The organism is Salsuginibacillus halophilus (genome assembly GCF_003014715.1).
GTDB lineage: Bacteria > Bacillota > Bacilli > Bacillales > Marinococcaceae > Salsuginibacillus > Salsuginibacillus halophilus.
On the sequence record NZ_PYAV01000005.1, the window covers coordinates 180,146 to 197,391 of the forward strand.

The following is a 17,246-nucleotide window of genomic DNA, read 5'->3' on the forward strand; positions in this document are numbered from 1 at the left end:
TGAAGCGGCGCAGCCGGGCGTCATGCGTGACCAGATCGCTTACCATTTTTACATACGGGGGGGATTAAAGATATGGAACGGACATTGATCACGGTGAAAGATGTTCAATCGATTGGTGAGGGCAAGCGGGTGTGTGTGGATGTTGTGGATGCGCTTGAGCCGGTGGAAGGTATGTTCGCTGGGAGTACGGGCGCCGGAGGTTTTCTTGTTCTGTCGGAGCACCGGGCGACGGCGACGTACCCGCCGCGGACGTTTCGGGTGAATGTCGGAGCGCTCCACCAGTATGTGTGGGTTGGTGAGCAGACGAGTTACGCAGCTGAGCTTCGAGGTGGAGACACTGTAATGGTTGGTTCAGCGGTGTCTCAAGCGTTGCGCGAGGTGGCAGTTGGTCGGATAAAGATGGAGACACGTCCCCTTCTCCGGGTTACAGGTGTGACGTCTGAAGGTGTGCTGGTCTGGGCGGTAATCCAAAATGCAGATAGTGTACATTTGGCAACACCTGAAGGTAAACCGCTGCCTATTGAGCAGTTGACGGCTGGGTGTGAAGTTCAGGGTTCTGCTGATGAGCCAGGGCGCCATTTAGGGGAGCGGACCAGAGGTGTTACTAAGGAGTTTGGCTAAACAGGCGGCGAGGTCGTCGCTGTTTAGTTGAATCTTTAAGGTATATGTAATGCGTAGAAGAGTATTTACCTAAACGTATGATAAGTTAAGAGGTCGGGGACGCCTAGTCCCCGACCTCAATGTATAGACAAACTTTTAAGAAAAGCGAAGGCTGACGTCGCTTTTCGGCATCGGTTTGATCTGCACTAACATTTGATCTCACCGTGTCTATTTTGCCTCTTGCATCTCCTTAACTTCCTTGGCAGACTACCTGCTGCCTGCGGGATTTTCGGCTCGCGCTCTGGCTCGACAGCTGCTCTTTATTTTATCCATGGGTTAGGTGACAGGCACACTTTTTTGTGCCTGTCACCTAAAAATAACGTTCATGATTCGGTTTTTTCCTCTTAATTAGCGTGACATTCCAATTGGATTTTTATTTTTATCAAAGGTAAAGCCTTCACCGCTAACCTCTTTTACATCGTTAACAGAAACGAAAGCATAAGGATCAACGTCGTTTACTACGGTTCGAAGATGAATCAATTGATTTTTGTGAATGACACAGTATAAAATTTTGCGGTCGCCCTGGGTGTAGCTGCCATAACCGGTAATGACGGTAGAACCGCGGGACATGCGTTTTATGATTGACTGTCCAATTTCTTCTGCATGGTCGGAGACAATCATCGCAGACTTGCCAGCGTTTGCCCCCTCAATAATGAAATCAACCACCCGTGCAGCGACAAAGACAGTAACAAGGGTATACATTGCCTGCGTGAGCGTTAAGTTCATAAGTGACAAGCTTATGACCCCGAAGTCGAACATAAACATAAAGGTACCGAGGCTTGTGCCAAAATACTTTTCCGCAAGCCGTGCGAGAATATCAACGCCGCCGGTGGTGCCGCCGGCGCGGAATATAATGCCGAGTCCGGTACCGGCGAAGACGCCTGCAAACAGCGCAACAAGGGTCATGTCTTCTTCAAGCGGCACATTAAATTGCCAGTAAGTTTCAAACATATGAAGCCAAAAGGATAAGCTGAAAATCCCGAATACGCTGTAGATAAATACTTTACGACCTAATAATTTGTAGCCAATAAAAAATAACGGTACATTTAATATGAGATTGGAAATAGATGGTTCTAAGCTGAATAAATAATAAACCAGCAGGGTTATTCCGGTGAATCCACCGTGAGCGAGCCCGTTCTGCAAGTTAAAATGGATGATACCAAAGGCAAAAATGATCGTACCGAGTGTAATAACAGCAATGTTGAGCAGTCGAATGCCCGAAAACCAACGTTTCAAAGTTGTCATGCGAGCGATCCCCTTTCTACATACCGACTCATATAAATTTCAAAAGCCAACGAAGTATAACACAATAATAACCATTCCCCAACAGGTGTACACCGTTCTAAGAAATGCAAAAAAATTCATGTAATTTTGTATATGAAATGCTTTCAAGCATCTCTTTCGTTATAATTAAAATAGTAAGGCATTAAATTTTGGAGGTGAGCGTTTTGGCAACATTTCAAGCACTTGTTGTAAACGAAGATGGAGAAAGTGTAACGAGCAGTATTCAATCATTAACGACTGATGATCTGCCAGAAGGTGAAGTTTTAATCCGGGTTCACTATTCAAGTGTCAACTATAAAGACGGGCTGGCTTCTATTCGAGAAGGTAATATTGTCTCGTCTTATCCTTTTGTGCCGGGGATCGATCTCGCTGGTGTCGTTGAGTCATCAAGTCGCGCAGACGTTGCAGAAGGATCCGAAGTTATTGTGACAAGCTATGAGCTCGGGGTGTCTCACTATGGTGGTTTCAGTGAATATGCCAGGGTACCTGCAGATTGGGTTGTGCCGCTGCCAGAGGGGATGAGCCTTAGGGAAGCAATGATTTACGGTACAGCCGGGTTTACAGCTGGACTGTCTATTTTGCAGCTTGAAGAAGCCGGTGTCACTCCGGATAGCGGTCGAATTGTCGTCACCGGAGCAACTGGAGGTGTCGGCAGTATGGCAGTGGCAATGTTAGCGGCCCGCGGTTATAGTGTCGCAGCAAGTACCGGTAAAGCTGAAGAGCATGATTACTTACGCCGCCTTGGAGCTGAAGAGATTCTTGGGCGTGAGGATGTTTTACCAGAAAAGATCCGCCCGCTTGATAAGGAACGCTGGGCCGGTGCTGTGGATCCGGTTGGGGGCGAGACACTGGCATACTTATTAAGTGCAACGAAGCGTGCAGGTGCGGTTGCAGTTAGCGGTTTAACCGGTGGGACGAAAGTGCCAACAACGGTATTCCCGTTCATCCTCCGTGGTGTCAGTCTGCTCGGTGTAGATTCTGCGTATTGTGAAATGACGCGGCGCAAAAAAGTGTGGGAGCACCTTGCTTCTGATTATAAACCAACAGACGTGTTAGCAGAGATTGGTGAAGATATTGACCTTCACAGTTTACCGTCTGCATTAGAAGATATATTAAATGGAGAAGTACGAGGACGCAAAATTGTAAAGCTTGTATAAATCCTGTATTTATGATTAGCGCAGTAAGCCCGGACAATTGTTCGGGCTTTCATCTTGGGTGTCTTCAGTCCTTGTATATCCAGCAATTTGCGATGGTTATAGGTCTAAGGTTTGTGTTATACTGGCGACATGTTGAAAGAAGTCGAATAATAGAGGGGAGAGGTACATGCCAAGTGCACAAAAAGTCATTAAAGTGACTGGACAAAAAGAGTACGAAGATGCACGCAAAAGCGCACGTACTTGGTTGCTGGATCATTTAGCTGAAGCCCCTCAATTTGAAATGGCAGTAAATGAAGCGATGAATAATGCCGTTGTGCACGGCATGGGGCATGGAGCGGATATCGTAATGATTGAGCTGACTGCTCTTCAAAGTGAAGTTAAGGTAACTGTGTCCGATAATGGTATTGGTTTTGAGCCACCAGCTTCATTGTTTGAAGAGGGGCATGATCAAGCAGGTGACATGCTTCAATGCGCTGCCAATGAAATGTGGGAACGTGGGCGTGGCTTATGGATGATGAAAGCGATGAGCGATCACTTACATATTCACGGTAGGGGAAATAAGGTGACGCTAATTAAATATAAAAATTCATCGTTTACAAATGATAGCTAAGGGAAGGTGTAAAACAGAAATGGAAGCCGAGCGCAAAAGAAATTGGAGGTCATGGCTGTTCCGTTTAACGCTGAAGCGTAAAATGTTTGTAGCAATTTTGATCAGTCTTGTTTTAAGCACACCGATTGCAAATATTGTGAACCAAACATTGCAGGAATTTGACTGGGTTGCAGGTTTATTGATTGAGCACAATTTAATGGTTTATATTAACCAGCTCATTAATCTTCTTGTCACGACAGCAATTATTCTTGTTGGGCTGCAGCTCGTTATTCTTCGTCCATTAAAGCGGGTGCGTGAAGCGACGGCAAAAGTGGCCCAAGGTGAACTTAATGTAGAAGTTAAAGCGGATTCACGTGATGAAGTAGGTGAGCTGTCAGCTTCGGTAAACAAAATGATTGAAAACCTCGGGCAGCTCATTGATCAAGTGAATGAAAGTGTTTACGCGTCGGCAAATGAGGTAGCTGCAACGTCGAATCACGTGTCTGATGAATTAACAAAAGTTCATAACTCTGCCGAGGAGGCTTCGAGCCACACAAAAAATGTTGTCACAGATGCTAAAAGTGGTAATGAAGCGGTTTTAGAAGCTTCTCAGGCGCTGATGGAATTGTCATCACTTATTCAAATTGCAAAAGAGAAAGCACAGTCAGCAGAGAACAACTCCAACGAGACACTGCGGGCGACCGAAGATGGAAACACATCGGTTCAAGAAACCGCTGATAGAATGGCGCAGATTAAAGCGCAAACAACAGAGTCAGAACGGTGGATGGAATCCTTATCGAGTTACTCAGAACAAATTAAAAGTGTAGCTTCAACGATCACAAATATTGCTGAACAGACGAACCTGCTGGCCTTAAATGCGGCGATTGAAGCTGCGAGGGCAGGGGAATCTGGTAAAGGGTTCGCCGTTGTTGCTGAAGAAGTCCGCAAACTTGCAGACCAATCCAACCGTGAGGCGAGTCAAGTTACAGAACTCGTCGGTCATATGGCTTCTGATACAGAACGTGCAGTGGATGCGGCCAAGAAAAGCCGCGAAGAAGCAGAGGTAGGCGTGCAGTTTGTCCACCGCTCCGGTGAGTCATTAAATGAAATTGTGCAGGCAGTTGAAAGCACAGTTCATGACATACGTGAGATTGCTTCGACTGCGAATGAAGAAGTGGCAAGTTCTGAACAAATCATTTCTTTAATAGACTCAGTAGCAACGACGATTGAAAACACAGCTCAAAATGCAGAACAATTGAGTGAACATACAGACCAAACATCTGAAGCGATGGCTGAAGTTCAAAACCGTGTTGAGACGCTTCAAAAAATGGCAGGTGATTTAAAAGCTACAGTGGCGCAATTTAGTACTTAACTTCAATGGAAGCGGGGGTGGCTTGATGGCTTTACAATGGAAAAACCAAACAAAAGGGCAAGTTGAAGCTGTAATCACTGGGGATGTTGATGTAGATCAGGCTTCTAAGATTAAGGAAATGCTGTTACCTTATGTGGAAGACCCTGAGAACACAGTTTATATTCACTTGGATCGGGTCAACTATATTGATAGTACCGGTGTTGGTGTGTTTGTCAGTTTACTCAAGCATGCCCAGGAGAAAAGCAGTCGCCTCATTTTAAAAGGGGTTCATGGAAATGTAGAAGAGATTCTTCAGATGACCCGCCTTGACCGTGTATTTACGATTGAAAATGATTAATAAAAAGGGCTGTCCAACTTGGGCAGCCCTTTTTAGCAGTTTACCACTCAAAAAAGTATTTTAATGCCATGACGATGGCGGTGTAGCCGACAGCAGCCATCGCAAATGTAGGGAAGTGGGCATCTTCTTCAGATGGAAGCTCGACTTTTAAGACGTTTAAAATCATCGCTCCAGAGATAAATGCAAAAATGATAGAGAGCATGAAAGAAGACAATTCAATAAACATACCTGATAACCAGCCAACGACAATGCCACCAGCCATAATAAAGCGGCCGAGACGGTTGTATCTGCGGGCATCTTCGCGCCATAAATCATGGGCCACAGCGATAAAGTGGGTGCCGATCGCGATTGAATAAAACGCAGCCTGGACGCCTTCAACATCCGCTGCAATTACAATATAAGAAATCAACATATTATATACGGTGAAAAAAGCGATTTGAATCCAGAAAAATGGACCTTCCAGCTTAACGCCCTCTTCATCACGTGAGATATGGTCTGCAAGTTTTTGGACACCGTAAAACACGAGCAGTCCAAGCAAGCCGATAAAATAGAGTTCTGACTCCATAACGAACTCTTCTCTTTGTTCGCCAAAGTCAGCCTGTTCTTCATGCAGAGAAGGGAGTACATAAACAAATACATAAGAAACAGCAATGCCGGCAGAAAAAGAAAGCCAACGTAAGCGCTGCAGACGGGATGCCGGCATAAGGTGATTGGTAAGAAGATGTATAATGATGAAAACAAGTCCGGTAATAAATGCATCCAAGGACACAGCAGCGGCCTCCTCTATGACATATGAAAATAGGGTGCTTGTTCATTTTACAGGCTGATCCGCATAAAAAACAGTCCAACGTATTAGAAACTCAAACCATCAGAAGAAAACCCTCGCATTCACGAGGGTTTCAGTGTGTAGACAAACTTTCAAGAAAAGCGGAGGCTGACGTCGCTTTTCGGCGGACGCTTGCCCCAGGCACGGCCTCAACTTCCTCGGCAGAAAGTCACTGCCTGCGGGATTTTCGGCTCGCGCTGTTCCTGGTGGCGTCGCCGCCGGTGCTCGTCAGCATTGCGTCATTTGATGGTCATGAATTGTAGAGAGCCTTTTGATCAAGCAATATTTACATGAATCAATTTCATAATGACGCTTCATGAGCGATCAAGCGAACCATATACAATGGAAATTCTTAATGATCCGTTAACTAACAAGTGACCGAAAGAAAAGACGGCGACTCCCAGAGGATGAAGCGCAGGCTGAAGATCCACTTGTTCGATTTCATTGCTAATCGAACAAGTTAGCTGAAGCCAAGCCCTCGGGACAGCGTCCGTCTGGCGTGAAGGTTACGTTCATGATCCGGTTTTGCCTCTTAATAGGGAAGTCCGCGGCGGTTGGAGCCGTAAGTTGTGAGTCAATGTTAAGTTGTGTAGTGTATCTACACGCTGAAACCCTCGCATTCACGAGGGTTTCAGTACAATTTGAGAAGTGTTAATCATCACTCGTTATTTTCTAGAAACTCATCTTCGTCAAAGTCAGGCATTTCGTTTTCAAACTGTTCCTCCTGCCATTCGAGTAACTCTTCCATTGTAATAATATTCTCTTCTGACGGGATGCCGTAAGTGAATGCTACTTCTTCATTAAAGTTTTCCATGTTGACCGCGTAGTCAATCGCGAATTCAACCTGGTCGCCTTCAATATCAAAAGCGAGGGAGATGCTGCCAGTATCATAAGTGATGTAGCCGTCTTCATCAATCGCTTGATAAAATTCCATGGTTTCAATGTCGAGGCTGTCGAGCATAAGCTCAAGCGCTTCATCAAAATCGGCCGGCTGTTCGGTTTGAATGTCTTCCATTTCTTGATTCATTGCAGCAAGTTCAGGTGTTTCAAGCAGTTCTTCAAACTCGGGTAAAATGTCTTCCTCAACGGCATCGAACAACGCAACAAGGTCATCTTCTGTTAATTCATAATGAAGCGCGTAATCATGGTCCACATGGGCTAGTGCTTCCACTTCCCCGGCAGGCAGGACGTCAATGGCCTCACTCCCAAGCGCTTCGATCATAGGCTCATAAAGGGCTAGAGACGCTTCTTGGATTTGGTCATAGTTAAAGTCAAAGCCGCTGTCTTCAGGAACGGTTTGTTCAATAAACTTTCCGGTCCATTCCTCAGGATACGTTTGAAGCTCATCATCTGAAACCTTTGTGTAAACAGCGTCTTCTGTAACAACGCTTGCTTCTTGGATTGGTTCCATCATGTCATCGTTCATGTCGAGTGTCTGCACGGTTTCAACAATGAGAGGCTCGGCTTGGAATGCACCTTCTAGATCACTGTTGATTTCAGTGTTTGTGTCAAATTCATTGTTTTCGTCATCAGGAAGGTCGACGTGAAAGTCCATTGTCCCATCAAAGGTGTAGCTTTCAACATTAAGATTTTGCTTCATGACGTCATGAATTAATGCTTCAGTATCGTCTGTCTTATCCTCTTCATGATTTAACGACCGGCTGATAATTGTAGCTGCTTCTGCTCGAGTAATCGAGCGGTCCGGGGAGAATGCAGCGGCAGATGTCCCTTCGATGACCCCGGTTTCATGGAGGGAAGCAACAGCCTCAAATCCCCAGTGATTTTCGTCGATATCCTCAAAGTTTACCGGTGTGGAGGCAGGAGGGAGGTCATAAGCGTTAGCGATAAGCTGACTCATTTCAGCACGCGTTACGTTGTCATCCGGCCGGAAGTACCCATCGGCACCTTGCATAATACCTGCAGCAGCAACCGCACCGATCGCTTCGGCTGCTTCATGATCTTCACCTGCATCTCTAAAATCGGCACCTTCTAAGTGATTTTCCAAGTTTAAAAGGTTCTGTACAAAATAAGCAGCTTCAGCACGAGTCATATGTGTATCCGGTTGGAATGAACCATCGGGATAACCGTGAATAATACCGGCATCATAAACATCGTGGATGTAGGCGTCCGCCCAGTGATCTTTACTAACATCATCAAAAAGTTCTCCTGCGTGAATTGTCCCTGCAGCTAAGAAAGATCCTGTCAATAAAGCGCCTGCCGCTGGTAAAGTCCATCTTTTCATAAAAAGTTCCCCTTTCAAGTGTGTGAAATTGCATCTCCCTATACATACGTAAAAGCACGCGATACGTTTCGCGTGCTTAAACATTTTATAAAGACCCTGCGGACTCGGCTGCAATTTCAAGCTGGAGGCTCTGCATTAAGCGCCTGGCATCGTGATAACCGCGGCGGTATAAATGCAGGAGATTGTAAGGGTTACGTTCGGTGCGTTTGACATTTAAATCAAGCGGTGGACGAAGCACAGTAATTTCACCATGGTCTTCGAGCTCTTCAATCCAGCGGATCGTTTCATTATACTGTTCAGCCCGGGTAGCGATGGTTTCTACAAATTCAGGATATTCCCGGTACATCCTTTCCGTAAGCGCAGACATATAAAATGAACCTTTCCGATAGCCGCGCTCGCGGGTTAGAATTACAATGTTGTTTTTAAAGCCATCTGTCCGTGCCTTTGCCAGCGGCACGGGATCTGCCACACCGCCATCCATTAACGATAACCCGTCGATATCGACCGGTTGAGAAAGCAAGGGAAGACTGCTTGAAGCTTTAACGGCTTCTAAAATATCGCAGGCGTCCCGATTGCGGAAGTAGTGGGGTTCACCAGTTTCCATGTTTGTGGTGGCAACGACAAACTCCTGTGGGCTATTAATCACTTTATTAACATCAAGCGGAACGATGCGCTTTGGAACTTCATCAAACAAAAAATTCATGCCGAATAAGCTTTTCTCGCGCAGGAAATTGCGCCAGCTAATAAAGCGCGGGTCCCTTACAAGGCCGATATTCACTTTTTTGTTACGACCTTTTTGTCCGGAAATGTAGGAGCAGGCAACCGAAGCGCCGGCAGAAGAACCGATCACATATGGAAACTGTATATTGTGATCGAGAAAGTACTCAAGAATGCCGGCGCTGTACGTGCAGCGCATACCGCCGCCTTCGAGTACAAGACCGGTTTGATCCATTGTTTACCCTCTCCTTTTAAAAAGTTAGTTTTGTTGTTGGTGAAAAATAAACAGCATTTTGTAATTAAGTTTAATATTGAACTTGTATGAATGGTTGATGCATGTCTGAAAATGGTCGTGCCTGCATATAAGCGTATTCCTCATGCCGGCGTATATCAAACGTGAAATCTGCATGTATGGATGGAAGAATTTTGGGCAATTTAAGCGTACGTTGAGAAGAGGAGGCGGACGGATGCCAAAAATTCAAGCAGCAGCCAGGGCACTGCCGGCACATCATATTGATCAAACGGAAGTTTCTGAGCTTGTACGAATGTTGTTTGCAGAGGCTTATCCAGATATTGACCGGCTGTTGTCGGTTTTTGCTTCCGGTGGGATTGAAGAGCGGCAGTTTGCAGAACCGCTTGAATGGCACCGACGCCAGCACTCGTTTGCTGAACGAAATGATGCTTATATCCGACATGCCGTCGACCTTGGCGTTCGTGCTGTTGAAGATTGTTTATCATACGCAGAAGGTGTAGATAAACATGATATAGACGCTGTTATATTTGTATCAAGCACTGGCATTGCAACTCCGACAGTGGATGCAAAATTGATTAATGCCCTCGATTTTCCGAAAACGTGCAGCCGGCTTCCACTTTGGGGTCTTGGTTGTGCCGGCGGAGCTGCCGGACTCCGACGGGCGCACGATTACTGTTTAGCATATCCATCCGCTCATGTGCTCGTTGTTTGTGTGGAGTTGTGCAGTTTAACTTTTCAAGCCAAGGACCACTCAAAAAGCAACTTAATTGGCACGTCTTTATTTGGCGACGGCGCGGCATGCGTGCTTGTCAGTGGAGAAGACACGGCTGAAGGGAGCGGTTGGTATACGAAAGCAGGCGGCGGGGAGATGCTGCATGATGCTGAAGATGTGATGGGCTGGGACGTTGTTGATGATGGTTTAAAGGTTATCTTTTCAAGAGATATCCCAAGCCTTGTGAAATCCTGGTTTCAACCGGCACTGACTTCTTTTTTAAACGATATCGAAGCCGAAATAACAACTGAGACCGCTTTAGTGCTTCATCCAGGTGGGAGAAAAGTAATCGAAGCGTATGAAAAAGCACTCGGAACCGGTCCAGAAGCGACAAGTTACAGCCGGGAAGTACTGCGCAGGCATGGCAATATGTCGTCGCCAACCGTATTATACGTGCTTGAAGATGTCATGAACGATGATGCACTAACGGCAGATACAGCATTAATTGCCGCACTTGGCCCCGGTTTCAGTGCAGACTTTTTATGGGCGGAAAGGAGATAGCCTCATATGTTTTGGTTCGTTTTCAGTTTCGTCGTTGTGCAGCGCGTTTTCGAATGCTTGATCGCTAAACAAAATGAACGGTGGGCGAAGCGCCGCGGCGCGGTGGAGGCCGGCAAAGCGCATTATCCGGCGATTGTAGCGATGCATATCGCTTTTTTTCTCGCGCTTTTCGTTGAAGTGATCTTGTTAAACACTTCGCCTCCGGCCTTTTGGCTGCTTCCGCTTTTATTGTTTATTGCTGCTCAAGTTTTGCGGGTTTGGGCACTAACCTCACTTGGCCGCTTTTGGAATACGAAAATTTTTGTAATCCCCGGTGCTGTCCCTGTGAAACGCGGTCCGTACCGGTTGATGCGTCATCCGAATTACTGGGTGGTCGCGTTGGAAATTTTAGCGCTCCCGCTTTTGTTTGGTGCCTATACGACAGCCGTCGTTTTCACGCTGCTAAATGCTTATATCCTTTTAGTGCATCGAATTCCGGCAGAAGAAGCAGCTTGGCGTGAAGCAGGCGGTAATGACTTAACTAAAGCTTAGCTCGAACATTCCGGCTTGTCATTGCCGGTAATAGAAGATTTGGGTGAAGAAGACGGGCAAGTGTATAAATCCCCTCGATTAAGTCGATCCCCGGCTGGGTAAACAAATCAGCGTTTATTGTGTACACTTCGTTATTTTTAACAGCCCGAAGCGCTTGCCATTCAGGGCGGACAAGCTGCGTTTGAACTTCAGTTTCAGCCTCAGACGGAGATAAGCCGCAAGGTGCTGCGATCATGACCTCTGGATCAGTTTCGGCAATGTCAGCGACATTCACAACACCGGATTTGCCGCCGGGACGGCCAAGTGGGTCAAAACCACCGGCTGCTTCAATCATTTCCGGAATCCAGTGTCCGGCGTGAAATACTGGATCCGGCCATTCCATAAAGAAAATGCGGCGCTTCGGTTCGTTTTCTAAACAACGGCGGAGCGCTTGAATATCTTGGGTAATGGCTTGACGCATCTCCTCGCCTTTTTCAGGCGCACCGACAGCGTGAGCAACAGTTTCAATATCACTCCATACATCATTTAACGTTTTCGGAGAAAGTGGAATCACTTCCGGCGTCGGTGTTAATGACTGCACCGCTTCACGCGTCTCGTCTTCGCCGATCTGACAAACATTACATACTTGCTGGGTGAACACGACATCCGGCGCGGCTTTTGATAGTTCGTCTTGATTCACGCTATACACCGATTCCCCTGTTGCTGCAGCGTGTTGAATTTTTTCATGAATCTCACTGCTTGAAAGCGATTCATCCTCTAACGCCGAATGCACAATGACTGGCGCATCCCCTGGACATTCGAATGTTTGACCGTATAAATGTTCGCTTAGTCCAAGCTGCTGAAGCATCGTCGTAGCTGCTGGTAGAAAAGAAACAGCCCGCATCTTGATTCCTCCCTGCGTATTTTCCGTCGATTATATCATAAGAGAAGGAAGTGAACGCTGGAGGAGCTCGGTGAGGATTAGCCGTGGCCCACTTATCGTGAAGTGCGTTCCATTTTCGGTAATGCGCAGCTCATACCGAATGAGACCGTCCCATTTATATAGGATCCGCGTTCCTAGTGCTATCAGCCCCGTGCTGAATTTGTAAAAGCAAAACGAATTTCAAAGGTTAAAAGGGTTTCTTCAAGTGAGGTAGAACGAATACAATAGATGGACAGCAGTTGCTGCTGCATAGAAAGGGGGCGCCGCCGGTGATTGATTTCCTCATTGATAATGCCGTTACGCTTGTTTTATTAATTTTGAGTATTAATGTTGTTTATGTCAGTTTGTTTACGATCCGGATGATTTTTACGTTAAAGGGGCAGCAGTATTTTGCCGCAATGGTTGGTATGGGAGAAATTGTGGTGTACGTGCTTGGGCTTGGTATCGTACTCGATAATCTGGATTCATTTATTTATGTGGCGGCGTACGCCTTAGGGTTTGGCGGCGGTGTTCTTGCCGGAATGAAGATTGAAGAAAAGCTCGCACTCGGGTATATTACAGTGAACGTGATCACAAAAGAGTATGAACCGGATATACCAAACCGGCTGCGTGACCGGGGTTATGGTGTCACGAACTGGGTGGCTTACGGCCGTGAAGGCGAGCGCTTAATGATGCAAATTTTAACGTCGCGCAAATCTGAGCGCGATTTATATGATACGGTACGTGCGCTTGATCCAAACGCATTTATCATTTCCCATGAGCCGAAAGCGTTCTTCGGTGGGTTCTGGGTGAAAGGAGTTCGAAAGTAGTGGCAAAAAAAAATCGTAAAAATGAGAAGCCGAAAAAGCAGAAGTATGAAGTGAAGGAAAATGAGTCAATTACAGACTGTCTTGATCGGATTGCAGCAGACGGTTACCGGGCGGTGCGCCGGATGGAAGAGCCGGTGTTTGAAGAAGTAACTGGAGAAAACGGGACCGATTATGTTCCTGTCCGGCAGGCAATTGTGTTCGAAGCAAAGTTAAATGAGGACACAAATTAAGCAAAAACCGAACGTTATAAATTGAAATGATAATTTCATTCGATTATTTGTTGACAGATCATTTGACAAACCGGTAAGATGAACATAGACAAATTGATCGCAAGACCCCTCGTATAATCTTGGGAATATGGCCCATAAGTCTCTACCCGGCGACCGTAAATTGCTGGACTATGAGGGAAAGCAGAAACATAAAGAGTGTGGTCTCTTTATGATTTCCGCCCGAGCTTTGACATGGTGACATGACCCCGGGTGTTTATGCTTTCTCTTCGAGACGAGGGAAGCATAAATGTCCGGGGTTTTTTACGGGCTGCGGATTAAAGGTGGTGAAGTGATGAGTGTTCAAGTTGGCGTGATAATGGGGAGCGCTTCGGACTGGGAAACTATGAAAGAAGCGTGTGTAATGCTTGAAGAACTTGGTGTTTCTTATGAGAAAAAAGTGATCAGTGCACATCGGATGCCGGATGCGATGTTTACGTACGCTGAACAAGCTAAGGAACGCGGCTTAAAAGTCATTATCGCCGGCGCAGGCGGCGCTGCCCACTTGCCGGGCATGGTTGCGGCAAAGACGACGCTCCCGGTCATTGGTGTGCCGGTGGAATCAAAGGCACTGCAAGGCATGGATTCGCTGCTCTCGATTGCGCAGATGCCCGCAGGGGTTCCGGTTGCCACTGTTGCGATCGGTACAGCAGGAGCCAAAAATGCTGGTATTCTTGCAGCGCAGATGATCGGCGCATTTCAACCGGTAGTTAATGCGCAAGTTGAAGCGATGCGTGAAGCACGGGCTGAAAAAGCGGTAGAGGATGGTGAGAAGCTGACATGATCCAGGCAGGGAGTACTATTGGGATTTTAGGCGGTGGACAACTCGGCCGGATGATGGCGTTAGCTGCCCGGCACATGGGATTTCGCATTGCTGTGCTTGAGCCGAAGGAAAATTCAAGTGCAGGACAAGTTGCCGATCACGAAATCATCGCCGCCTACGATGATCCGGACGGTTTGCGACAGCTTAATGAAGTAAGTGATGTGATCACCTTTGAATTTGAAAATGTTGATGCTAAAGCAGCTGCACCGCTTATCAAAGCCGGGAAGCTGCCGCAGGGAACAGACGTGTTGAAAGCTTCTCAGCACCGGCTTGAGGAGAAAAGCACGGTTCAAAAAGCAGGTGTTAAGGTCGCGGCATACGCTGCAGTCCATGAAAAAGCAGATCTCGCTGAAGCGTTGAAAACAACTGGATTTCCGGCGGTATTGAAAACGTGTCGCGGTGGTTATGACGGGAAAGGGCAGGCGGTTGTCCATACGCTAGAAGAAGCTGAACAGGCGGTGGACGAACTTACAGGTGAGCTGGTGCTTGAAGCACTCGTTCATTTTGACCAGGAAATTTCAGTGATCATTGTTCGTAATGAAGCGGGTGAAACGATCTGCTTTCCGCCTGCAGAAAACATTCATCAAAACGGGATTCTGCATCAATCCATCGTTCCGGCACGCACGCCGGCTGCAGTATTGGATAAAGCTGAAGCGGCTGCCCTGAAAATTGCTGATCACCTCGGACTTGTCGGTACGCTTGCGATTGAGATGTTTGTGCAAGGTGACGACGTCTTTGTGAATGAAATGGCGCCGCGTCCGCACAATTCCGGACATTACACGATGAACGGTACATCAATTTCGCAGTTTGAAGCGCACATCCAAGCAGTGGCAGGTTGGCCGCTTCGCCAGCCTGAGCTCTACACCCCAACCGTCATGGTGAACATTTTAGGGGAGCATGTATCAGCAGCAAAGAGAGAAGTACCACAGCTGAAAGAAGCTGCACTGCATTTGTATGATAAAGGAGATCCGCGCGCTGGTCGGAAAATGGGCCATGTGAATGTGAATGCAGCAACAACAGCTGAAGCGCTCGCCCGGATCGAGGAAACACGGATTTGGACATAACAGGGAGGCAGCAATATGATTGAACGTTATACCCGGGAAGAAATGGGTGCGATCTGGACAGAGGAGAATCGGTTTCAAGCGTGGCTTGAGGTTGAAATTGCCGCGTGTGAAGCGTGGGCGGCTGAAGGTGACATTCCGGAAGAAGATGTGAGAAAAATCCGGGAGCGTGCATCATTTGATGTAGAACGCATTCATGAAATTGAAGCAGAAACGCGGCATGACGTCGTTGCGTTTACCCGGGCGGTGTCAGAAACCCTCGGTGAAGAAAAAAAGTGGGTGCACTACGGTTTAACTTCGACAGATGTGGTAGATACAGCACTCTCGTACTTATTGAAGCAGGCGAACGAGTTGATTTTAAACGACTTGGAAAACTTCCTTGCTGTTTTAAAAGAGAAAGCAAACGAACATAAATATACGATTATGATGGGCCGCACCCACGGCGTACACGCCGAACCGACGACTTTCGGCTTGAAACTAGCTCTCTGGCACGATGAAATGAAGCGTAACATTGAACGTTTCAAAGCAGCGGCTGAAACGGTCCGGGTCGGTAAAATGTCCGGAGCGGTTGGTACCTTTGCCAATATCCCACCGTCAATTGAAGCGCATGTCTGCAAACAGCTTGGCCTTGAGGCCGCACCACTTTCCACACAGACGCTGCAGCGCGACCGCCACGCCCATTACGTGAGCACCCTTGCGTTAATTGCAACATCCATTGAAAAGATGGCTGTCGAGATCCGCCATCTGCAGAAAACAGAGATGCGTGAGGCTGAAGAGTTTTTCGCCAAAGGTCAAAAAGGTTCTTCAGCTATGCCGCATAAGCGCAACCCTGTCAGCTCGGAAAATATGACCGGCCTTGCCCGGGTCGTAAGAGGTCATGTGCAGACAGCTTATGAAAATATTCCGCTTTGGCATGAACGCGATATTTCGCACTCGTCGGCAGAGCGCATCATTCTTCCGGATAGCACAATTTTATTAAACTATATGCTCAACCGCTTCAGCGGGGTCGTTAAAAACTTAACGGTTTATCCGGAAAATATGAAAGAGAACATGGACAAAACGTACGGTTTAATTTATTCGCAGCGGGTGATGCTGACATTGATTGATGCCGGTTTCTCTCGTGAAGCGGCGTACGACCTTGTACAGCCAAAAGCGATGCAGGCGTGGGAAGAAGGTACTTCGTTCCGCCAATTGATTGAAACAGAACCGCAAATTACCGATTATCTCTCTGATGAAACGTTGGACGCCTGCTTTGACTATCGTCACCATATGGCGCAAGTCGATCACTTATTTGAGCGTGCCGGTCTTTCGTAAAAGGTCAACGGTACTGTAGCAGCTTGAAAGTTTCAGATTTTCAAGGCTGGCAGTGCTTTTCATAAAAAGACCCAATATTCTGACTTGAAAAGGGGTGTCGACGTGAGAGCGCCGTTGTATGAAGGGAAAGCGAAGCGATTGTTTGAAACCGAAGATCCAAATGTTCTCCGTGTCGAATATAAAGATGAAGCCACTGCGTTTAACGGAGAAAAGCACGATGTGATGGAAGGAAAAGCAAAGCTGAACAATGAATTGTCCGCTCTCTTTTTCCGCGAAATAGAAGAATCCGGCATCCCGGTTCATTTTCAGGAAAAGATTTCAGAGACGGAACAGCTCGTGACTAAAACAGAGATCATCCCACTTGAAGTCGTTGTGCGCAACCGGGTAACTGGAAGCCTTGAGAAACGCACCGGCCTTGAAGAAGGCACGATCATCAATCCTGCAATTGTTGAGTTTTACTACAAAGATGATGCGCTTGGAGATCCGTTATTGAATGAGGATCATATTCGCCTGCTTGGCGCAGCGACTACGGAAGAGCTTGTTGAGATGAAGCGTTTGGCGCTTTTAGTCAACAACGTGCTGACATCGCACCTTGAAGCTGCCGGCCTGCTCTTGATTGACTTTAAGCTTGAATTTGGCCGGCTTGGTAACGACGGGGAAGTGATCGTTGCCGATGAGATCTCACCGGATACGTGCCGGTTTTGGGACGCGCAAACGCACGAGAAGCTTGATAAAGATGTGTACCGCTTAGGCACCGGAAAACTACAGGATGCGTACGAGCAAGTGCGTGCGCGGATCGGAGGCTAACCT

The 17,246-nt window shown here is 47.0% G+C and carries 18 protein-coding genes and 1 riboswitch; of the genes, 13 read left to right on the plus strand and 5 right to left on the minus strand.

All coding sequences use genetic code 11. The annotated features are described in order from the left end of the window. Positions 1–72: 72 nt before the first annotated feature. A complete protein-coding gene (locus B0H94_RS05990) occupies positions 73–621 on the plus strand; it encodes a 3-dehydroquinate synthase II domain-containing protein (protein ID WP_106588339.1) in 549 nt (182 codons plus the stop codon). Positions 622–1,008: 387 nt separating this feature from the next. Here the strand turns inward: B0H94_RS05990 and B0H94_RS05995 are convergent, their stop codons facing one another. Beyond that, positions 1,009–1,905, minus strand: coding sequence for a YitT family protein (locus B0H94_RS05995; RefSeq protein ID WP_106588340.1), 897 nt, complete (start codon positions 1,903–1,905; stop codon positions 1,009–1,011). A gap of 203 nt (positions 1,906–2,108) precedes the next feature. Here B0H94_RS05995 and B0H94_RS06000 point away from each other — a divergent pair, with 203 nt between their 5' ends. The 4 genes from B0H94_RS06000 (at position 2,109) to B0H94_RS06015 (ending at position 5,399) form a co-directional block, all read left to right on the plus strand. Next, entirely contained in the window at positions 2,109–3,101 is a 993-nt protein-coding gene (locus B0H94_RS06000) for an NADPH:quinone oxidoreductase family protein (protein ID WP_106588341.1), read from the plus strand. A gap of 166 nt (positions 3,102–3,267) precedes the next feature. Continuing rightward, positions 3,268–3,711, plus strand: coding sequence for an ATP-binding protein (locus B0H94_RS06005; protein ID WP_106588342.1), 444 nt, complete (start codon positions 3,268–3,270; stop codon positions 3,709–3,711). Between the two features lie 19 nt (positions 3,712–3,730). Next, the gene (locus tag B0H94_RS06010) at positions 3,731–5,062 is read left to right on the plus strand and encodes a methyl-accepting chemotaxis protein (protein ID WP_181315287.1); all 1,332 of its coding nucleotides are present in this window, start codon (positions 3,731–3,733) and stop codon (positions 5,060–5,062) included. Between the two features lie 25 nt (positions 5,063–5,087). Beyond that, positions 5,088–5,399 (plus strand): STAS domain-containing protein, encoded by a 312-nt coding sequence (locus B0H94_RS06015; RefSeq protein ID WP_106588344.1) that lies wholly within the window; start codon positions 5,088–5,090, stop codon positions 5,397–5,399. A 40-nt stretch (positions 5,400–5,439) separates the two neighbouring features. On the opposite strand, the gene B0H94_RS06020 is transcribed toward B0H94_RS06015, so the two are convergent. The 3 genes from B0H94_RS06020 to B0H94_RS06030 all read right to left on the minus strand — a co-directional run bounded on the left by B0H94_RS06020 (position 5,440) and on the right by B0H94_RS06030 (position 9,419). Then, entirely contained in the window at positions 5,440–6,168 is a 729-nt protein-coding gene (locus tag B0H94_RS06020; RefSeq protein ID WP_106588345.1) for a DUF3270 family protein, read from the minus strand. Positions 6,169–6,883: 715 nt separating this feature from the next. After that, positions 6,884–8,467, minus strand: coding sequence for an S-layer homology domain-containing protein (locus tag B0H94_RS06025; protein ID WP_181315288.1), 1,584 nt, complete (start codon positions 8,465–8,467; stop codon positions 6,884–6,886). Between the two features lie 85 nt (positions 8,468–8,552). Further along, positions 8,553–9,419: a patatin-like phospholipase family protein gene (locus B0H94_RS06030; protein ID WP_106588347.1), complete on the minus strand. Its 867-nt coding sequence runs from the start codon at positions 9,417–9,419 to the stop codon at positions 8,553–8,555. Between the two features lie 232 nt (positions 9,420–9,651). Here B0H94_RS06030 and B0H94_RS06035 point away from each other — a divergent pair, with 232 nt between their 5' ends. Both B0H94_RS06035 and B0H94_RS06040 read left to right on the plus strand, forming a co-directional pair. Then, positions 9,652–10,710, plus strand: coding sequence for a type III polyketide synthase (locus tag B0H94_RS06035; protein ID WP_106588348.1), 1,059 nt, complete (start codon positions 9,652–9,654; stop codon positions 10,708–10,710). Between the two features lie 6 nt (positions 10,711–10,716). Beyond that, positions 10,717–11,241: an isoprenylcysteine carboxyl methyltransferase family protein gene (locus B0H94_RS06040; protein WP_106588349.1), complete on the plus strand. Its 525-nt coding sequence runs from the start codon at positions 10,717–10,719 to the stop codon at positions 11,239–11,241. On the opposite strand, the gene B0H94_RS06045 is transcribed toward B0H94_RS06040, so the two are convergent. Beyond that, complete coding sequence (locus B0H94_RS06045; protein WP_106588350.1) at positions 11,231–12,124, minus strand: ABC transporter substrate-binding protein; 894 nt, start codon at positions 12,122–12,124, stop codon at positions 11,231–11,233. The two genes, B0H94_RS06040 and B0H94_RS06045, sit on opposite strands and share 11 nt — an antisense overlap. A gap of 308 nt (positions 12,125–12,432) precedes the next feature. On the opposite strand from B0H94_RS06045, the gene B0H94_RS06050 reads away from it, so the two are divergent. From B0H94_RS06050 to purC, 6 genes are all read left to right on the plus strand, one after another. Further along, positions 12,433–12,972: a DUF2179 domain-containing protein gene (locus B0H94_RS06050; RefSeq protein WP_106588351.1), complete on the plus strand. Its 540-nt coding sequence runs from the start codon at positions 12,433–12,435 to the stop codon at positions 12,970–12,972. After that, complete coding sequence (locus B0H94_RS06055) at positions 12,972–13,202, plus strand: NETI motif-containing protein (RefSeq protein WP_106588352.1); 231 nt, start codon at positions 12,972–12,974, stop codon at positions 13,200–13,202. Before B0H94_RS06050 ends, B0H94_RS06055 begins: the two co-directional genes overlap by 1 nt. 89 nt (positions 13,203–13,291) lie before the next feature. Further along, a riboswitch (purine riboswitch) is annotated at positions 13,292–13,393 on the plus strand. A gap of 140 nt (positions 13,394–13,533) precedes the next feature. Then, positions 13,534–14,022 carry a 5-(carboxyamino)imidazole ribonucleotide mutase gene (gene purE, locus B0H94_RS06060; protein WP_106588425.1) on the plus strand — a complete coding sequence of 163 codons (489 nt, stop codon included), beginning with the start codon at positions 13,534–13,536 and terminating at the stop codon, positions 14,020–14,022. Next, positions 14,019–15,125: a 5-(carboxyamino)imidazole ribonucleotide synthase gene (purK, locus tag B0H94_RS06065; protein ID WP_106588353.1), complete on the plus strand. Its 1,107-nt coding sequence runs from the start codon at positions 14,019–14,021 to the stop codon at positions 15,123–15,125. Before purE ends, purK begins: the two co-directional genes overlap by 4 nt. Before the next feature lie 15 nt (positions 15,126–15,140). Further along, positions 15,141–16,436, plus strand: coding sequence for an adenylosuccinate lyase (purB, locus tag B0H94_RS06070; RefSeq protein ID WP_106588354.1), 1,296 nt, complete (start codon positions 15,141–15,143; stop codon positions 16,434–16,436). 102 nt (positions 16,437–16,538) lie between these two features. Beyond that, complete coding sequence (gene purC / locus B0H94_RS06075; protein ID WP_106588355.1) at positions 16,539–17,243, plus strand: phosphoribosylaminoimidazolesuccinocarboxamide synthase; 705 nt, start codon at positions 16,539–16,541, stop codon at positions 17,241–17,243. The last annotated feature ends 3 nt before the right edge of the window (positions 17,244–17,246 follow it).